The sequence below is a fragment of the Nitrosomonas sp. genome, assembly GCF_020852615.1.
In the GTDB taxonomy this organism is placed as follows: domain Bacteria; phylum Pseudomonadota; class Gammaproteobacteria; order Burkholderiales; family Nitrosomonadaceae; genus Nitrosomonas.
Map to the genome: position 1 here is coordinate 71310 of NZ_JADZAJ010000021.1, position 19002 is coordinate 90311.

General features: G+C 51.5%; 17 protein-coding genes and 1 riboswitch. Of the genes, 6 read left to right on the forward strand and 11 right to left on the reverse strand.

Annotation, left to right across the window (positions count from 1 at the left end):
- Positions 1–121: 121 nt before the first annotated feature.
- Positions 122–220: riboswitch (guanidine-I (ykkC/yxkD leader) on the forward strand.
- Between the two features lie 259 nt (positions 221–479).
- The 4 genes from IT527_RS04675 (at position 480) to IT527_RS04690 (ending at position 5775) form a co-directional block, all read left to right on the forward strand.
- Complete coding sequence (locus tag IT527_RS04675) at positions 480–1931, forward strand: APC family permease (protein ID WP_292967190.1); 1452 nt, start codon at positions 480–482, stop codon at positions 1929–1931.
- 14 nt (positions 1932–1945) lie between these two features.
- A complete protein-coding gene (locus tag IT527_RS04680; protein ID WP_292967192.1) occupies positions 1946–2674 on the forward strand; it encodes an urea amidolyase associated protein UAAP1 in 729 nt (242 codons plus the stop codon).
- Positions 2671–3330 (forward strand): urea amidolyase associated protein UAAP2, encoded by a 660-nt coding sequence (locus IT527_RS04685; RefSeq protein WP_292967194.1) that lies wholly within the window; start codon positions 2671–2673, stop codon positions 3328–3330. The genes IT527_RS04680 and IT527_RS04685 overlap by 4 nt, the downstream gene beginning before the upstream one ends.
- A 93-nt stretch (positions 3331–3423) precedes the next feature.
- Positions 3424–5775: a 5-oxoprolinase/urea amidolyase family protein gene (locus IT527_RS04690; protein WP_363278050.1), complete on the forward strand. Its 2352-nt coding sequence runs from the start codon at positions 3424–3426 to the stop codon at positions 5773–5775.
- A 19-nt stretch (positions 5776–5794) separates the two neighbouring features.
- Here the strand turns inward: IT527_RS04690 and yut are convergent, their stop codons facing one another.
- From yut to IT527_RS04705, 3 genes are read right to left on the reverse strand one after another with little or no spacing between them, the layout of a single operon-like run.
- Entirely contained in the window at positions 5795–6733 is a 939-nt protein-coding gene (gene yut, locus IT527_RS04695) for an urea transporter (RefSeq protein ID WP_292967196.1), read from the reverse strand.
- 36 nt (positions 6734–6769) lie between these two features.
- A complete protein-coding gene (gene tilS / locus IT527_RS04700; RefSeq protein WP_292967198.1) occupies positions 6770–8149 on the reverse strand; it encodes a tRNA lysidine(34) synthetase TilS in 1380 nt (459 codons plus the stop codon).
- Positions 8118–9086 carry an acetyl-CoA carboxylase carboxyltransferase subunit alpha gene (locus tag IT527_RS04705; protein WP_292967200.1) on the reverse strand — a complete coding sequence of 323 codons (969 nt, stop codon included), beginning with the start codon at positions 9084–9086 and terminating at the stop codon, positions 8118–8120. The genes tilS and IT527_RS04705 overlap by 32 nt, the downstream gene beginning before the upstream one ends.
- 153 nt (positions 9087–9239) lie before the next feature.
- Between IT527_RS04705 and IT527_RS04710 the strand changes: the two genes are divergently transcribed.
- Positions 9240–9755, forward strand: a complete 516-nt coding sequence (locus IT527_RS04710) for a CNP1-like family protein (protein ID WP_292967202.1) — start codon at positions 9240–9242, stop codon at positions 9753–9755.
- Between the two features lie 27 nt (positions 9756–9782).
- On the opposite strand, the gene IT527_RS04715 is transcribed toward IT527_RS04710, so the two are convergent.
- From IT527_RS04715 to IT527_RS04730, 4 genes are all read right to left on the reverse strand, one after another.
- Positions 9783–10556 (reverse strand): slipin family protein, encoded by a 774-nt coding sequence (locus IT527_RS04715; protein WP_292967204.1) that lies wholly within the window; start codon positions 10554–10556, stop codon positions 9783–9785.
- A gap of 12 nt (positions 10557–10568) precedes the next feature.
- A complete protein-coding gene (locus tag IT527_RS04720) occupies positions 10569–12017 on the reverse strand; it encodes a nodulation protein NfeD (protein ID WP_292967206.1) in 1449 nt (482 codons plus the stop codon).
- 10 nt (positions 12018–12027) lie between these two features.
- Positions 12028–12630 (reverse strand): NUDIX domain-containing protein, encoded by a 603-nt coding sequence (locus IT527_RS04725; RefSeq protein ID WP_292967208.1) that lies wholly within the window; start codon positions 12628–12630, stop codon positions 12028–12030.
- A gap of 107 nt (positions 12631–12737) precedes the next feature.
- Positions 12738–13649 carry a Tim44-like domain-containing protein gene (locus IT527_RS04730; RefSeq protein ID WP_292967210.1) on the reverse strand — a complete coding sequence of 304 codons (912 nt, stop codon included), beginning with the start codon at positions 13647–13649 and terminating at the stop codon, positions 12738–12740.
- Positions 13650–13742: 93 nt separating this feature from the next.
- Here IT527_RS04730 and IT527_RS04735 point away from each other — a divergent pair, with 93 nt between their 5' ends.
- A complete protein-coding gene (locus tag IT527_RS04735; protein WP_292967212.1) occupies positions 13743–14609 on the forward strand; it encodes a YicC/YloC family endoribonuclease in 867 nt (288 codons plus the stop codon).
- Between the two features lie 57 nt (positions 14610–14666).
- On the opposite strand, the gene IT527_RS04740 is transcribed toward IT527_RS04735, so the two are convergent.
- Genes IT527_RS04740 through mnmG form a run of 4 tightly spaced genes read right to left on the reverse strand, consistent with a single transcriptional unit; the run spans position 14667 to position 18912 of the window.
- Positions 14667–15500, reverse strand: coding sequence for a ParB/RepB/Spo0J family partition protein (locus tag IT527_RS04740; RefSeq protein WP_292967214.1), 834 nt, complete (start codon positions 15498–15500; stop codon positions 14667–14669).
- A gap of 51 nt (positions 15501–15551) precedes the next feature.
- Positions 15552–16316: a ParA family protein gene (locus tag IT527_RS04745; protein WP_292967216.1), complete on the reverse strand. Its 765-nt coding sequence runs from the start codon at positions 16314–16316 to the stop codon at positions 15552–15554.
- 57 nt (positions 16317–16373) lie between these two features.
- A complete protein-coding gene (gene rsmG / locus IT527_RS04750; protein ID WP_292967218.1) occupies positions 16374–17018 on the reverse strand; it encodes a 16S rRNA (guanine(527)-N(7))-methyltransferase RsmG in 645 nt (214 codons plus the stop codon).
- Positions 16993–18912 (reverse strand): tRNA uridine-5-carboxymethylaminomethyl(34) synthesis enzyme MnmG, encoded by a 1920-nt coding sequence (gene mnmG, locus IT527_RS04755; RefSeq protein ID WP_292967220.1) that lies wholly within the window; start codon positions 18910–18912, stop codon positions 16993–16995. The genes rsmG and mnmG overlap by 26 nt, the downstream gene beginning before the upstream one ends.
- Positions 18913–19002: the final 90 nt, after the last annotated feature.

Consider the following 19002-nt stretch of genomic DNA (forward strand, 5'->3'; position numbering starts at 1 on the left):
TTGTCTTCCAGAAATTTAGATGTATATAATGATCTCCACGTTTTAGATTGCAGTAACCGAGGCCGAAGCCTGACAGAGTTTCACGGCAGGCCAGGCACTCAGAAACGCAAAGAAACACGATATTTCACGAAACTAGGGTTCCGGCTTTGCAAAAAGTGCCTGGTCCGAGAGTTTCGGGCTCTGTTAAAGAGTTCCACGGAGGGATAAAAGCCCGGGAGGTTATGTTCAATACATTAACTACCGGAGGCCAAAGTGGAAAAATTACTGCCATACCCCCCTGCTCAAAATCCAGATCTTCTTCTCGTACCTTTTTCAACAGATGGCTGCTGCTCGTTAGCCAGAGCAACGTCACAAGCGGAATTTTTCGGTAACATCCTCCCTGATCCAGGTTTTTTTGCCACTCCCTGCCATTTTCTGTGGATAACCCTTGTTGAGTTTTGCCTGCATGCAATTCCTTTGTTTTCCAAAGGAGAGCAAGCATGTCAGTAGAAAAAAGAGAAAACCGGTTTCCCGCGACACATATCGAATCAATCAGCAACACCGGAACCGCACAGCTTTGCCGCAGCATGAGTGTCTGGAACTGTTTTACGCTGGGTTTTTCCGTGGTATCTCCGGTTGTCGGGCTGTATGCCATTTTTGGCATACAGAATCTGGTTACCGGGGGAGGGTGGATTACTGCGCTGGCACTGTGTTTGCTTATGCAACTAATGGTTGCCACTGTCTACGCCGAACTTTCCTCACAATTTCCCATTGCCGGGGGTGCTTACAAATGGTCCAGACTACTGATCGGACCAAAAGCAGGCCAGTATGCCGGGGCTATTTATGTCAGCTCGGCGATCGCCATGCTGACCACGACTGCCTATACAGGCGGAATGTGGCTTTCTGCAGTAGTTTCAGGTGGAGAAATACAAGGGGTTCCTGCGGTTTTGTGGGGACTTGCCTTCCTGTTGATTTGTACGGCAGTCAATATCGTCAACCAGCGTGTTTATAAAATAATCAATCTGCTCGGTGTCAGCGCTGAGGTCGCAGGATCAATCTGTATGGCGCTGATTCTGTTTTCATTTTTCCGCGTTTATCCGGTTTCGGAGTTGTTTCAGCACCTGGGAACGGGCCTGGCGCCCTCCAGCACAACGGCTTTTCTTGCCGCACTGGCCATCGCCGGCTGGGCATTTATCGGCTTTGATTCCTGCTCCACCATTGCTGAGGAAGTTCATCATCCTGAAAAGATGATTCCACGTGCTATTTTTCTGTCCCTGCTGGCAGTGGGCAGTGTCGTGCTCTTCAATTCTTCCACGCTGATGTTATCGATTGATCACGACACGCTGATCAAAGCCAGCGCAACAACGGATCCTGTCTCGCCCATCATTGCAGGCACGATAGGTGCCTGGGCTGCCAAGCCATTTCTGGTGATTGTAGTCACTGCCTTCCTTTCATGTGGATCATCCATTGTCAACTACACTTCACGCATTCTCTTTTCAATGGCACGCGAGGGTAACCTGCCTGCCTTTTTCTCACAGGTTACCGAAAAAACACAGCTGCCGCGAAATGCAATAGGGGGAACTGTGCTTTTAGCTGGCCTCGGATTACTTTTCGGGCTGAATGACGGTGCGGTTGCAACCATTATCACTTTCGGGACAGGCGGACTGTATGCCATGTTTTCTGTCACGATGGGGGTGGGGCTGTATACCAGATTGACCGGTCGCTGGAATCCGGCGCTGGGAGCACTCAGACTGGGCAGATGGGGAACCGTTATCAACACACTGGCTTTCATCTGGGCTGTATTCGAGCTGATCAATATTGGCTGGCCGCGCGAGTATATGGCAGCACCCGGAGCACCATGGTGGCAACTTTGGGCGGTACCGCTGGTATTAGGCGTCATACTGATTCTGACAACGCTGCGTGTGCAGATCAACCGTAAACATAAAAGATGAGGAGGAGATAGAACATGAACCAGCTTAGCGAATATCTTTGGAAAACTCATATTCCAGGTGGATGTCACTGGTCAGGGATCGTACGCCGGGGGACAACCCTGCGTCTGACAGATGTAACAGGCGGCGCAAATGCAGCGGTACTGCTCTACAACCGGGAAGAAAAACTGGAACGCTACAACATGGCGGACACGCTCAAGACCCAGCATACGTTTTATCTGACCCGGGGACACGCCTGTCACTCGGATATGGGGCGTATTTTCTGCTGCATTACCAAAGACACCGCCGGCTGGCACGATACGGTCTGCGGCCTGAGCGATGCCGGACTGATACGCCGGAAATATGGTGAAGGACGATACCAGGAACTGCGTAATAACATGTATCGCAGCGGTCTCGATGGCATGCTGATCGAGCTGGGAAAATGGGGGCTGGGCCGACGTGATGTGGTGCCTAACATCAATTTTTTCAGCAAGGTAACAGTCGACCTGTCCGGGGAAATGCAATTCCATGCCAATCACAGTAAACCGGGCAGCTATGTGGATCTGGCATTTGAAATGGATACGCTGGTGGTACTGTCTGCAGCGCCACACCCGCTGGATCCGGCTGAAGCCTATGATCCCGGTGCAATTGATCTGGCGGTATCAATCTCTTCTCCTGCCACAGCCGGCGCATGTACTCATATCGCAGAGAATGCGCGCGGTATGGAAAACACTCGTCGTTTTTATGCTTACGGAGGTGCTAAATGAACGCGCAAAATCTGGTTGAAAGTACACTGAACCCTGATGTTGCAGTGCTAAATGCGGTTTGTGCCGCAGGCGAACCATGGGTAGGGGAAGTCAAAAAAGGGCAAACATTCCGCATCGTTGATCTTGAAGGCAACCAGGCGGTAGATACACTGTTTTACAACGCACATGATGCAGCAGAACGTTATAGCGCTGCCGATACCATCAGCCGGCAGCACCAGCTGTATCTGACGACCGGGAGCAGACTGTATTCCAACCTGGGCAATGTCATGCTCGTCATCACGGCAGACACCTGCGGGCGACATGATACGGTAGGTGGTGCCTGTGCGGCTGAAAGCAATACGACACGCTACACACTTGATAAATACCCGATGCACAGTTGCCGGGATAATTTTCTGCATGCCCTGGCGCATGATCCGGTTTGTGACCGCCTGGGCATGAGCAAACGGGATATTCCCGCCAACATCAATTTCTTCATGAATGTTCCAGTCACTGAAACGGGCAAACTGCAATTTGCAGACGGAGTGTCTGCCCCGGGAAAATATGTGGAAATGCGGGCTGAAATGGATGTGGTAGTGCTGATTTCAAACTGCCCGCAACTGAATAACCCGTGCAACGCCTACAACCCCACCCCCGTTCGCTTACTGGTCTGGAATTGACCCTCCTGATACTGAGCAGCTGTTTTTGAATAAGAAGTCGTAACGGCAACCCGATTTCATTTCCGGCAGCCTTTTTGCCTGATTCTGAATATGATGTTGCCGAACATGGAGATAACAATGTCTGAAAAAATATCGGATACCAGCAGGTTGGCTACACCCACCGTTGATGTACTCGCCCCGGGAATACAAACCACCATACAGGATTATCCCGGAAGACAGGGTTACTGGAATATCGGCGTGCCGCCTTCAGGGCCAATGGACAGCCTGGCGTTCAGACTGGCCAATCGACTGGCAGGCAACCAGGAAGGACTGGCCGCAATCGAGATCACTTTTGCCGGCCCAACTTTGCGCATCAACTGTGACACAGTGATCGCAGTAACCGGTGCCCCGATTGAAGTCAATCTGAACGGGAAACCGCTGGCACAATGGAAATCGCATAAAATTGAAGCAGGGGCGTTACTTGCTTTTGGTGATGTACTGGATCAGGGCAGCCGGGTTTATCTGGCGATACAGGGAGGTATCCAGGTTCCCGATTATCTTGGCAGCAAGGCCACATTCATGCTGGGTCAGTTCGGCGGACATGAGGGACGCATACTGCAGGCAGGTGATGTGCTGAATATCGTGGCGGGTAACCATAGCGGCTATACGCCTCGTGAATTACCGCAAGCCTCTATTCCGCGCTATACCCGTCACTGGAAAATTGCCGTACTGTATGGCCCGCATGGAGCACCTGACTTTTTTACGGAAGAAGGTGTCACTGATTTTTTTGCCGCCGACTGGACGGTACACCATAATTCAGATCGCACCGGGGTGCGCCTGATTGGCCCGAAACCCAAATGGGCGCGTACTGATGGGGGAGAAGCCGGGTTACATCCATCCAATGTTCACGATGTGGCCTATTCCATCGGTGCGGTGGATTTCACCGGAGATTTACCGGTTATCCTCGGCCCGGATGGTCCCAGTCTGGGCGGCTTTGTCTGTCTGGTAACACTTGCCCACGCGGAACTGTGGAAAATGGGACAGCTCCGCCCTGGTGACCGTATCACTTTCCGGCGAATATCCGCTGACGAAGCAGCAACGATGGAAGCATCACAAGACGCACTCATCAGCGCCTTGCGACTGCCGGAGACACCACTGTCAGCCGGCATAAAAGTAGCGTTAACCGACGACAGCCCGATCCTGCACACCCTTCCCGAGAACAGCGAACAAGTGCAAGTGGTCTACCGGCAAGGCGGGGACAGAAATCTGCTGGTGGAATACGGACCCATGGTGCTTGACTTCAATTTGCGTTTCCGTATCCATGCCCTGATGGAATGGCTGCAGCAAGCAGTGAAAGAAGGTGGTCTGCCGGGGATCGTGGATCTGACACCCGGCATCCGCTCGCTGCACATCCGTTTCGACGCGAAGCTGCTGCCACGCGACAGGCTGTTGAATACACTGATCTCTGCGGAAAAAGAGCTGCCTGCAATCGAAAACATGGAGGTCCCCACACGCATCGTTCATCTGCCGCTGTCCTGGAATGATTCATCTGTGCAGCTGGCAATGAAGAAATACATGCAATCGGTGCGCAAGGATGCCCCCTGGAATCCGGACAACATCGAATTCATCCGCCGTATCAATGGACTGGACAGCATCGATGAAGTCAAACGTATCGTTTTCGATGCCAGTTATCTGGTCATGGGACTGGGAGATGTTTATCTGGGCGCACCGCTGGGCACCCCGGTGGATCCCAGACATCGTCTGGTCACCACAAAATACAATCCGGCCCGCACCTGGACACCGGAAAATGCAGTGGGTATCGGTGGCGCCTACATGTGCGTATACGGCATGGAAAGCCCGGGAGGCTATCAGCTGGTGGGGCGTACTGTACAGATGTGGAACAGCCATGTTCAGACAAAGGATTTCAGGGAAGGTAAACCCTGGCTCTTGCGTTTCTTTGATCAGGTAAGGTTCTATCCCGTGACTGAAGCTGAGCTGGCCCGGATGCGCAACGATTTTCCGGGCGGGAAATTTACGCTGCGTATTGAGGAAGATCGCTTCAGCCTGAAACAGTACAACGATTTCCTGAGAGAGAATGCTGCCTCCATCGATACGTTCAGAACAAAGCAGAAGGCTGCCTACATCGCTGAACGCGAACGCTGGAAGGCAGAAGGTCAGGAAAATTACACCACCAGCGAGATCCTGGAAGATCACTCTGCTCCGACCGATATCTCTATCCCGGCAGGAACGCGTACTGTACACACACATGTAACCGGTATTGTGTGGAAATTGCCGGTGAATGAAGGGCAGCACGTGAATGCCGGGGATGATCTGGCCATACTGGAATCCATGAAAATGGAATTCACCGTCAGCGCACCTGTCAGTGGGGTATTACGGCGCGTTCTCTGCAAAACCAACAGCAAAGTCTCTGCCAGACAGATTCTTTTCCTGATCGAAGAAGATTAAGGTAAGGGCATCTCCGTTTTCAGAAGCGCGCTTTACTCGCAGCCAGTAAGAATACCCACATTATCAGTACGAAAGGAAAAGTCAGCACAGGCAAACCAAGTGGTACTAAAAAGCTGGCAAGGCCGGCCTGACATATCACAGTGAAAATACCCGCCAGAAAAGCCAGTGCTGCACTTTTACCGGAAGGTTTGAGAAACACCCATCCCACTGCCATCATGACCAGTACAGGGTTGTACGCATACAACCCTGCTTCGATGAGGCCGTTATCCGCCCCCAGAAAGACCGGTACCACGATACCGATAATCGCCCCTGACAGTGCCATGACCGCACCTCGCAACGAATTGATGGCGATACCGGCCAGAAACAGGACACCCGCGACAGCATTATCCACAAACATAACTTCGCTGATACCCCGGGTAACAGCTACAGGCCATGCTTCTACCGGAAGCATGGAAACAGCCGCAACTTCTGCGGGAATACCGGCTGCCGGCAAAAGCGATCCCCGCGCGAAACTGTCAAAAGCATACACCGCTGCTATGAACATCCAGCAGGTCAGGATGAAGGGCGAAGTCGAAGCGGGAATGTGATAGGGTTGCAGCATTCTCGTCAGTGCTGCCAGCACAATGGTCGACAATATTGAGGCCAGTACGAGATACAGCCAGAGCTGAGGAGAATTTTCCAGAAACAGAAACAGGCAGGGGCCCACCAGGGTTCCATTGAAGCCATACAGCCCTGCATCAATATCCTCTTTCGGAAATCTGAGCAAACGGGCGGCAACTGTACTGCTAAGGACACCCGCAGTTGCGGCCAGCCCGGCAGTCACCCCTCCAATATACAGAGCCACCAGAAAAACCAGCCCGGTTACTGCGTTACAGCAAAAGAATACCTGTCCGACCCCTCTCAAGAGAGTGCGAAACGGCCCAGGTATTGCTCTGTCAGCAGCTAAAGACCAGTCCATAATAATCGTATGCAGATTTAATAAATACGGGCTGTCTCAGCAAGTTGAAAACTGACTGGCCAGGTTGGTGTGCCAGGTGACAACCAGCCCGGCGCTGCCCGCTGATACCTGAAAATTACAGTCGATACCAATTCCTGCCACCCAGACAGGCTGATCTCCACAGAAAAGCAACGGCAATGCCTCGCGCTCCCACGGAGCAAGTCCTGCTTCCTGCAAAATTTTTTTCAGACTGCGACGCGGGCGTTTGCAGTCCGGTTGAAATCGTTCTCCTCCGGATCTTGAGCGGATCGTAACAGTCTGCTGATTTAATTTAGCCAGATCAATACCCTGATTATGCCGCTGCGTAAACTCAAGTACACCTTTCATAGATTCAATTACCAGACGCGGCTCACCCTGCCAGACAACAGGGGTCATTGGCCCCGGCAATGAATCTGCCGGTATAAATTCAACCCATTCCCCCCGGTGGCAGCGAATTTCGAGAGTATCCACGATAAACCGGAAATGATTATCTGACTGGACACTGTTCAGCTGGCGCAAAATTTCTTCGAGTTTTGCGGAACCGGGTAACCGAACCATGTACTGTGCCAGCAGGTAACGCAACAAATTTCTGGCGCGTGCCGGCTCAAGCTTCTGCAGCACGGGCAAACTCAGCTTGCCGGCAATCAGCGCAGCTTCAGCATCAATTTTAGCCAGATCATCCAGTAAATGTGCCGCTTCACCAAGATGTCGCACAGACCGGGACAAGGTTTTGCGATAGGCCGGGTAACGCTGTTCCAGAAAGGGCAGGATCCGGTGCCGCAAAAAGTTACGATCATAGGAAGTATCCAGATTGCTTTCATCCGTTACCCAGGATAAGCCGTGCAGCCTGGCGTAATTCAGAATCCCGGAGCGTGGAATATTGAGCAGTGGTCTGAGCAGCCTGGCTGCTTTGTCTGATTTAAGTGATCTGATCGCCGGCATGGCACTGAGTCCTTTGACACCCGCACCGCGCAGGAGCTGCAGCAGCAGTGTCTCAACCTGATCATCCTGATGTTGAGCCAGTACGACATAGTCTGCCCGGATCGTTTTGAAGATTTGATAGCGCGCTTCTCTGGCAACCGCTTCCAGACTTTCCTGTGGCCGTTTGCGAATGGTTAACCGGTGTATGGACAACGGGACGGAAAGGCTGTCGCAAAGGGTTTGGCAAAAATCACTCCATTGCCCCGAGTGTGCGCTGATGCCATGTTCAACATGAACAGCTGCGATATTTAGCCGCATTGATTTTGAAAATTGTGTGAGCAGATGCAGCAGTACTACAGAATCCACCCCACCACTTAGCGCAACAACCAGGTGATCTCCAGGCCGAACTTGTGTGTGCAGATTATGAAAAAAACAATCTGCCAAATCAGCCGGGCTGGTCGATTTTGAATCTGCCATACCCCAGCAGCCGGTCAAGGCGTTTCTGTAACAATGTCTCCAGGGGAATATCCTGCAGCTTTCGCAGTGATTCCTGTAACACCTGCCTGACCGACTGCATTACAGCCGGGTAATCGCGATGCGCTCCCCCAACGGGTTCAGGAATGATGCCATCAATCAGCCCCATTTCCTTGAGCCGGTCTGCAGTAATGCCAAGAATTTCTGCAGCATCAGGTGCTTTTTCCGCACTTTTCCATAAAATGGAAGCACATCCTTCAGGCGAAATGACTGAATAGGTCGAGTATTGCAACATCAGGCTGGTATCCCCCACAGCAATGGCCAGCGCCCCCCCTGACCCACCTTCACCGATAATGACGCAGATGACGGGAATTCTCAGCCCCGCCATCACATAAAGATTTTTACCAATCGCCTCTGATTGCCCGCGTTCTTCCGCGTCAATACCCGGATAGGCACCCGGTGTATCAATAAATGTAATTAACGGGATTGAGAACTTCTCTGCCAGCCGCATTAGCCGGAGCGCCTTGCGATACCCTTCCGGTTTGGGCATACCAAAATTACGGTGGATTTTTTCTCTGGTATCACGCCCTTTCTGATGTCCGATCACCATGACAGTCTGGCCGTTGAAGCGCGCCAGTCCACCCACGATCGCCTGATCATCAGCGAAATTCCTGTCACCATGCAGTTCTTCGAAATCAGTAAACAGATGCTGTACGTAATCAAGCGTATAAGGGCGCTGCGGATGGCGAGCCACCTGGGAAATCTGCCAGGGTGTGAGCTTTGCGTAAACACTTTTGGTCAATCCCTGGCTTTTTGCCTGCAGACGAGTAATTTCGGCCGAGATATCCAGTGCGGAATCATCTTGAGCAAAGCGCAATTGCTCAATCTTTGCCTCAAATTCCTCAATGCCTTTTTCAAAATCCAGAAAGACAGTTTTCATACCAGCAGATTAGGTTAAAAGCGCGATGATACAGGATTTGGCTTAAATCTTTTATGGTACATTTCCTGCTCCTGCCGGTTTCCCGAGAATCCCGGTTAGCAGACAGAATATGACAACCAAGGAGAGGTAATGTACCGGCAATTTAACAATAAAATGAGTACCATATTGAGCCTGGCCCTGATTTTTGGTGTAACTGCCTGTGTCAGTCAAAGTAAATTTTTTGACACACTCGATTATAAGAAGGACTGGGAGGCGATTCAATCCAGCCTCCCTGCTTACCCTCAGCCGGAGAATTTACTGGAATTTGATGCCGGCCCCGCCACCAGCATGCGTTATTTCATCGATGCCAAATCCATTAATGTCGATGAGAAACGTGTCATCCGATACAGTATGGTGGCCCGGTCACCACAGGGAGCAAACAATGTTTCGTACGAAGCATTGCGCTGCGAAACGCGTGAAAGAAAACGCTATGCAACAGGCAATAGCGATACAAAAACCTGGGCACGCGCCGGTATTTCCGAATGGCAGCCGCTGGAAATGGTTGCGCAGCTACAGGCCCAGCGTGAGCTGGCAAAGTTCTATTTTTGCCCGCGCGGGCTGGTGGTAGGCTCTCCTGCAGAAGCGGTTCGTGCGCTCAAGGCCGGCGTACACCCGATGGCAATTCACTAAACACCGTTCCCCGATTCACCCGCTGATCTAATCGCCGGACTGCTTTTCTGCTATTTTCTGTAACGCGGCCAAAATCTCGATCGGTAACGGAAAAACAATGGTGGAACTTTTTTCACCCGCAATTTCAGTCAGGGTTTGCAGATAACGTAATTGCAGTGCCTGAGGCTGATTTGCCAAAATTTGTGAAGCTTCAAGCAAGTGGTGCGATGCCTGCAATTCCCCTTCTGCATGGATGATTTTGGCACGACGTTCCCGTTCTGCTTCGGCCTGTCTGGCAATCGCCCTTACCATCGTTTCATTGAGATCGACATGCTTGATCTCAACGTTTGAAACCTTGATTCCCCATGCTTCAGTCTGTTCATCCAGAATCATCTGAATATCGGTATTAAGCTTGTCCCGGCTGGCCAGCATTTCATCCAGCTCGTGCTGTCCCAGTACAGAACGCAAGGTTGTCTGTGCCAGCTGGCTGGTCGCCATATTGTAATCTTCCACCTGGATAATGGCTTTTTGCGGATCAACCACACGAAAATACAGCACGGCACTGACTTTCACAGAAACATTATCACGCGATATGACATCCTGGCTGGGCACATCCATTACGATCGTGCGCAGATCAACCCGTACCATGGTTTGAACGGCGGGGATCACAATGATCAGCCCCGGGCCCTTGACTCGCCAGAAACGCCCCAGCATGAACACGACACCACGTTCGTACTCTTTCAGTACCTTGAGTGAACTGGCGATAAAAAAGATGAAAAAAATCAATGCCAAAGTAATAACTGATACCAGATCCGTATACATGTCAATTCTCCATCAGGGGTTCATCGTGTGATTGGATTGACAGGGCTCTACCGTAAGTAACAGGCCCTGCATGGCCGTAATTTTTACTTTCTGCCCGGATAGCAGCGGTATATTGGAACGGGCGCGCCACAATTCACCCTGAACCCGTACCCAGCCTTCCTGATCAAAACCTTCCAGTACCTCGCCGGTACTGTGGATAAGCTTCTCAACACCTGTGACCGTCGGATTTTTCCTGGATCTGAGTACCATGCCGGATACGACGATGAAGAACCCGGCTGATAACAGCGTAAATGTGATAATCAGCGGGATTGAAATACCATAACCCGGTATTTCGGTATCAATCAGCATAACTGACCCGATGACAAAAGCGGTAATACCGCCAATGGCCAGCACCCCCACACCCGGGATCAGGGCTTCTGCCAGCATAAAAATGATGCCGAACAAAATCAGTGCCAGCCCGGCATAACTGATTGGTAAAACCTGGAAAGCGAACAGGGCCAGCAGCAGACAGATTGCACCAGCGACACCGGCGACAATTGTTCCGGGAGTGGTAAATTCCAGAACCAGGCCGTAAAAACCAATTAACATCAGGATGTAGGCCACATTGGGATCGGTAATCACTGCCAGCAGACGAGTACGCCAGTCCTGTTCCATACGCTTTACAACCAGAGACTGGGTGGAAAACGTCACTTTCTGCCCGATCAAATCAACAGTGCGCCCATCTATTTGCGTCAGTAAATCACCCAAATCTTCTGCCACCAGGTCAATAACATGCTGATCAAGTGCTTCGGTTGCTGTCAGGCTTGCTCCTTCACGCACCGCTTTTTCCGCCCAGTCTGCATTACGCCCGCGCATCCGGGCAAGGCCGCGGATATAAGCGACAGCATCATTAACCACCTTGACCGTCATGGCATCTTGCACACCAGACTGACCAGGCAGTTCACCCTTCAGCGCGTTGTCGGGCACACCAGATTTTTTGGGTACCGGTGCAGGAGGTACGGGTGGTACCGACGCAGCCATTCTGACGGGTGTGGCAGCGCCCAGATTGGTTGCAGGTGCCATGGCTGCGATGTGGCTGGCGTAAAGAATATAGGTCCCGGCACTGGCAGCGCGTGCACCGCCTGGAGCAACAAAACTCACCACTGGTACCGGAGAAGCGATGATTTCCTGAATAATTTTCCGCATCGACTCGTCCAGCCCGCCGGGCGTATCCATCTGAAGAATGACTAATTGCGCCTGCTGTTCAGCCGCTCTGGAAAGTCCGCGCTGAATGTAATCGTACATGGCGGGGCCAATCGTTCCATTGACATCCAGCCAGACAGCAACGTTGCCGGCATCATTCTTTGCCGCGCTGGCGGTATTAACCGACTGTATGCATATGATGCCAACCCACAGCATCAGATATGCCAGAAACAGGCCGTATTGTGTCCGGTAAAACTGTGTAGATTTACTGGCACACATACGCACACTCCTATTCTAAAAGCCAGCGCTGCCGAACAGCGTCACGATTCAGTACAAGCCATTGCAGCGCAATAATGGCGCTGGCGGAAACAATTCGGCCGCCGCTCAGCAGACTGACTGCCTCACCCAACGGCATGACGTGTACCCTGATATCTTCATCTTCCTCGTGATTACCATGAATGGCACCTGCTTTGATTGTTTTCACAGCAACCCTTCCGCAAAACAGCGCGATTCGTTCTGTCGTGCCACCCGGGCTGACCAGATAATCGTACAGGGGGATGAGATCGCCGATCTGGCAACCCGCTTCTTCTATGGATTCTCTTGTAACGACCTGTTCCGGTGTTTCACCTGTCTCAATTACACCGGCTACGATTTCCAGCAACCAGGGGCCACCGGGAGCTGACATTGCGCCAGCACGAAACTGTTCGATCAGCAAAACTTCGTCTGTTTGCGGATCGTAAGGCAATACTGCTGCCGCATGTCCCCGTTCAAACAATTCACGTGTGATCGACCGGCTCCATTCACCATTAAATTTATGGTGACGTAAGCGATATCGTTCCAGGCGGAAAAACCCCTGAAAACAGATCGTTTTTTCCTGTATTTCAAAATCCATTTTCAGTATCGGGGTATGTTACCTGCGACTCGGAGATCTGTTCCGGATTACAGAAGTTGCCGGGTATGCTGCGTAAAAACGTATTACTGCAGCATACCCGTTACCTGTTAGTGCTTCATATCAGCAGATTGCTGAATACCGGCCAGCAGCCAGGTTGAGTCGGATGAGGTCAGATCTTTTTCAACGTGCCAGATTTCATCAAAGGGTTCCGGCTGTGCGTTTGGCGCATCCTTTATTTCACCCGTAAAACGAACGCTGGCGATTGCATGGCTGCCCTGGTTGGTTACATCCAGCAGAGTTGCATCGACAGACAGAACATCCGTTTGCTGCGCTGTATCTTTATGTTCAGCAACCTGTTTGCTGATTTCGTTAAACAGGCCAAGTGTGGTATAGGCGCGAATTTCTTCCAGATCACCGGCATCATGCGCCAGCTGTAAAGCGATAAATGAACGCTTGGCCTGTTTGACGAAGGATTCAACATCAAAATCTGCCGGAATATCAGATGTATCCGTGTTGGCAGACTGCCCGCTGTAACTGGAGCCCGTACCACCTGCCGGTGTGGCAATATCCCGGTTGGGTAGCGTGATTCCTCCCATCCCGCCTGTCCCTTCGCCGGAATACTGCATGGGACGCTGTGTTTGTCTGCCCCCGGCAGACCCGCGCATCATGCGCATGATGAAGAAAATAGCGGCAGCTATACCAGCCAGCACCAGAATATCCATCATGTTAATTCCATCAAAAGCCCCCCCCATCAGCAGGGATGCAAGCAGTCCGCCCGCAGCCAGTCCGGCCAGAGGGCCGAGCCACTTGCCAGCCCCGGATGCGGGGGTCGCCTGTGAAGCAGGTGATGCTGTCTGTCCCGGTTGCTGTTTGGGGGCAGCCTGCTGCTGCCGGTTAAGATTGAGTGACTGGCGCTGTTTGCCGAAACTGCCACCTCCCCCCAGACGGCGGGCCTCGGCATCCAGCGTCGTCAGGCTGAAGGCAACCAGAGCAATGGCAAAAAATGTTAATATCCGCATTATGACTATCTCCAAGAATCAAAAACATAATTTAAGGGTCGAGTATAGCATCAACCCCAACTGCACTGGACTGTCCACCGGGTGGAAAAGTTCATGATCGCGAGTATGACAGGTTACGCGGCAATCTCCCGGGAAATCCCGCAAGGCTCACTGGCTTTGGAGTTACGCTCAGTCAACAACCGCTATCTTGATCTGCAGTTCAGGCTGCCGGATGAGCTTCGTGCACTTGAATCTGACATGCGCGATTTTCTGGGTGGCCGGCTCACACGAGGGAAAGTGGATTGCCGTCTGACTTTTCTGGCCTATTCAGGTCATTCCCGTCAGCAGCGGCTGAATCGTAATCAGTTGAACAGTCTGCTGGAAATGAGCCGCGAGATTCAGTCAGCTTTCCCCGCAGCAGGCAATCTTTCTGTTGCTGAAATCCTGCGCTGGCCAGGCGTGCTTGATAGCGATCAGATTTCAGTCGATGAACTGCGCACTCCCTGCATGACGTTGCTGGATGTTGCCGCACAGGAATTTGTTTCCGCCCGGAGGCGTGAAGGAGAAAAACTGCAAAGCCTCCTGCTGGAGCGTGTCCAGCGTATGCGCCAGCTGGTACTGGATTTGCTGCCCAGCCTGCCTGCGATTCTGGCAGGCTTTCAGGAAAGGTTGGTGAACAGCTTGAAAGCGGCTGATCTTGACGAAAAAGACGAACGTATCCGGCAGGAATTTACTCTGTTTGCCAACAAAATTGATGTGGATGAGGAGCTGTCACGCCTGCAGGGACATCTCAATGAATTCGAGCATATCCTTCAGACAGGTGGTGCTGTCGGCAAACGGCTTGATTTTCTAACACAGGAACTCAACCGTGAAGCCAATACGCTGGCTTCCAAGTCTGTATCAAGAGAAGTCACGCGAATTGCGGTAGACATGAAAGTGTTAATTGAACAGCTGCGCGAGCAGATTCAGAATGTTGAGTAATTTTCAGAACACGGGTTCATGTGAGTGGCGCAATACCGCCGGCTTTTCAGAAAATTCCTAGAATTTCGCAAGAATCCCGTCTAACTGATCCAGGCTGGTGTAATGAATAATGACATTGCCTGTTCCTTTTTTTCCCTGTCTGATAATAACATTGGCGCCCAGCCGGGCAGATATGTCTTCCTGCAGACGCAGCAAATCACGATCGGGAGATAGCCGGTTTTTTACGGAAGGGAGTTGATTCATCTGTTTCAGGAGATTTTCTGTTTCGCGCACAGATAACTGCTTTTGCATAATCAAATATGCAATTTCCAGCTGTTTACCGGCATTTAGCGCAAGCAGGGCGCGTCCGTGCCCCATATCTATTTTCCCCTGCATAATCAGATCCTGTACGGGTGCAGCCAGATTAAGCAGGCGTAACAAATTTGAGATCGCACTGCGCGAATAACCCAATGCCTGCCCGGCTGTTTGATGCGTCATACCAAACTCATCAATCAGGCGCTGAATTCCCGCTGCCGCTTCCAGAGGATTAAGATCCTCGCGCTGGATATTTTCGATCAGAGACAGTGCAAGTGCAGATTCATCCGGAACCTCACGCACAATCGCCGGAATTTGTTCCAGACCGGCAAGTTGCGCTGCACGCCAGCGACGTTCTCCAGCAATGATTTCATAGCCACCTGCCATTAGTGGCCGCACCAGTACCGGCTGCATGATTCCCTGTGATTTGATCGATTCAGCCAGATCATGCAATGCAGATTCGTCCATCCTGGTTCGAGGCTGATACTTACCGGATTGCAACAAACCGACATCAAGATTCTGCAGGGAATCTGCTTCTGGCGGATTACCGGCCAGCAGCGCATCCAGCCCTCTTCCTAATCCTTTAGGTTTTGCCATGATTACCGTATCCAATCATTCATATTTATGGGTTGCCGATCGTGTTATCCGTCAACTGGCGGTTACCAGAATTTCATTGGCCAGCTCAAGATACGCCTGTGCTCCCCGGGATTGTCTGTCGTGGTAAAGCACCGGCAACCCGAACCCGGGTGCTTCTGCCAGCCGGATATTGCGGGGAATAACAGTCCGGTAAACCTTGTTGCCAAAGTGTTGTTTCAACTGATCGGATACCTGCTGTGCCAGGAGATTGCGCGGATCAAACATGGTTCGCAGCAGACCTTCTATTCTGATGGATGAATTGAAACCCGCCCGCACCCTTTTGATCGTGTTTACCAGATCACTCAGCCCCTCCAGCGCATAATATTCACATTGCATGGGGATAATAACAGCATGCGCCACACACAGCCCGTTCAGCGTCAGCAGATTCAGGGCAGGCGGGCAATCGATCAGTATGAAATCATAGTCCGCCTGAATCGGCAGCAAAGCATCCTTCAGACGGGATTCACGCTGATCCAGTGAAACCATTTCCACTTCCGCACCCGCCAGCTCCTGATTGGCCGGAATCAAATCATATTTTCCCGGTTTTGTTGGCAGGCGAACCTCCGCAGCCGCCTGTTCACCCAGCAGGACCTGATAGACGGTACGATCCAGCAAACGTTTATCCACGCCACTTCCCATCGTGGTATTACCCTGCGGATCCAGATCGACAAGCAATACACGTTTGCCAATACTTGCCAGGCTGGATGCCAGATTAATGCTGGTGGTTGTTTTACCCACCCCTCCTTTCTGATTGGCAATGGCAAGTATTCTGGTCATTACATTACATGTTTGTACTGGCAGCAGGATCGCATAATAATTTCACATACCCTTCCGTTACTGTCCCGGCTGATACCGGATCACAACCAGATGCCGTTTCGCTTTCAGCCCAGGTACGGTAACAGCAATAATTTTTTCAACAACAAACTCCGGGGATAACTGCATTAGCTCCATATCCGGAAATTCACCTTTCATGGCGATGAAACAGCAATCGCTGTTACTGTCACATAAATGTTTCGACAGACTCATGAAACGCTCGAGACTGGAAAATGCACGTGAAATAACCGTATCCACCCTGTTTTCCAGTATTATTTTTTCTACTCGCCCCTGCCTGACCGAGATATTGGGTAAATTCAGTTCCAGAGCGGCTTGCAGCAGGAATGCAGCTTTTTTCTGATTACTTTCAATCAGGGTTACCTGCCAGTCCGGGCGCGCCAGCGCAATCGGAATTCCCGGAAAACCACCACCGCTCCCGACATCAGCGATACCTGGTCCGCTGATATGCGGCACAGTCACCAAACTGTCCAGCATGTGGCGGGTAACCATCGATTCGGGCGTCCTGACCGAAGTCAGATTATGTGTACCGTTCCATTTTATGATGAGATCAATATAGCGCAGCAGCTGGCTGCTTAAATGCACTATATCAGCCGACAATCCCGGGATGGCTGCCAGGCCGTCACGCAACTGTTTTTCCAGATTCATGTGCTTTTTCCTGTTTAACTGCCTGGTGTGCCATACCACGCTTCAGATGTACCAGTAACAGGGATATGGCCGCCGGGGTAATGCCGGAAATTCGTGCTGCCTGCCCCACGGTTTCCGGCTGATGCTGATTGAGTTTCTGCGTAACTTCGTTGGAAAGCCCCCGTACAGCGCGATAATCCAGGTTTTTTGGCAGGACCATGGTTTCATGCTGCGTATGGCGGGCAACTTCCTGTTTTTGCCGTTCTATGTAACCTTCGTATTTAACATCAATTTCCACCTGCTGAGCGACCAGGTAATCAATTACTGGCTGATCGCCGTCGGGCAATACCATCAGTTCGGCATAACTGATTTCGGGGCGCCGCAACAATTCATACAATGAATACGAGCGATTATCAGCTGGCCGATTCGGTATTTGCGGCGTTTTCAAGGTGCCGGGAAATATCCAGGTGTTGCGTAACCTTGTTTTTTCAGTCTCTATTGCTTCACGTTTGGCGGCAAACGCCTGCCAGCGCATCTCGCTGACAAGGCCCAGCCTATAGCCGGTCTCTGTCAGCCGCATGTCTGCATTATCCTCTCTTAACTGCAAACGAAATTCTGCCCGACTGGTGAACATTCGATAAGGCTCCGTCACACCCCGGGTAACCAGATCATCCACCAGCACTCCCAAATAGGCCTCATCACGGCTCGGCGTCCAGAACTCTTCGCCCTTCAGCTTGAGGCTCGCATTCAAACCGGCGAGCAATCCCTGAGCAGCAGCTTCCTCATAACCGGTAGTGCCATTAATCTGACCAGCAAAAAACAATCCATCAATTGCTTTTGTTTCCAGTGATTTTTTAAGTGCGCGCGGATCAAAATAATCATATTCGATTGCATAGCCCGGCCGGGTGATGTGTGCATTCTCCAACCCGACAATGGAACGCACCAGCTCAATCTGAATATCGAAGGGGAGGCTGGTCGAAATTCCATTCGGGTAAATCTCACTGGTTTCCAGCCCCTCCGGCTCCAGGAAGATTGTATGCGAATCTCTGTCAGAAAAACGAACCACTTTATCCTCGATCGACGGACAGTAACGCGGGCCGATACCTTCTATTTTTCCGGTATACAGAGGGGAACGATCCAGCCCTGTGCGAATAATGTCGTGTGTTCGCTCATTGGTACGCGTCATCCAGCACGGAATTTGCCGCGGGTGATATGCGGCATTGCCCAGAAACGAAAATACCGGCACTGGCTCATCTCCCGGCTGTTCCCGCAAAATACTGAAATTAATGGTGCGTGCATCAATACGTGGCGGCGTACCGGTTTTAAGCCGCCCCACTGATAAATTCATTTCACGCAGACGATGAGCAAGTCTGATTGATGCGGGATCACCCGCACGACCAGCCTGAAAATTCTGATCACCAACATGCGCCACCCCCCCCAGAAAAGTACCAACTGTCAGCACCACGGCACGCGCCGGGAAGGTAATGCCAAGGTGTGTAACAACACCGGCAATTTTGTCACCATCCAACAGCAGATCATCAACCGTTGATTGCAAAATCAACAAATTGGGCTGTGCTTCCAGTCGCCTGCGAATGGCCTGGCGATACAGTACACGATCAGCCTGTGCACGGGTTGCACGAACAGCCGGACCCTTGCTGGAATTGAGCATCCTGAACTGAATACCGGCTTCATCAGTCGCCGCAGCCATGGCACCGCCCAGCGCATCAATTTCTTTCACCAGATGCCCCTTGCCGATACCCCCAATTGATGGGTTACACGACATCTGTCCCAATGTATCCAGATTTTGTGTCAGCAGCAGTGTTTTCCGGCCCATGCGTGCAGCGGCAAGGGCCGCCTCAGTTCCAGCGTGACCACCACCAACGACAACAATGTCAAAATCTTTTAAAAAATGCATAAAATCAGACCACTGATGACACAGCATGGAGAACAGGTGCAGATGGTCAGGCCAAATCAGGCACTGCCGTATAAACCAGGGTATTTTATA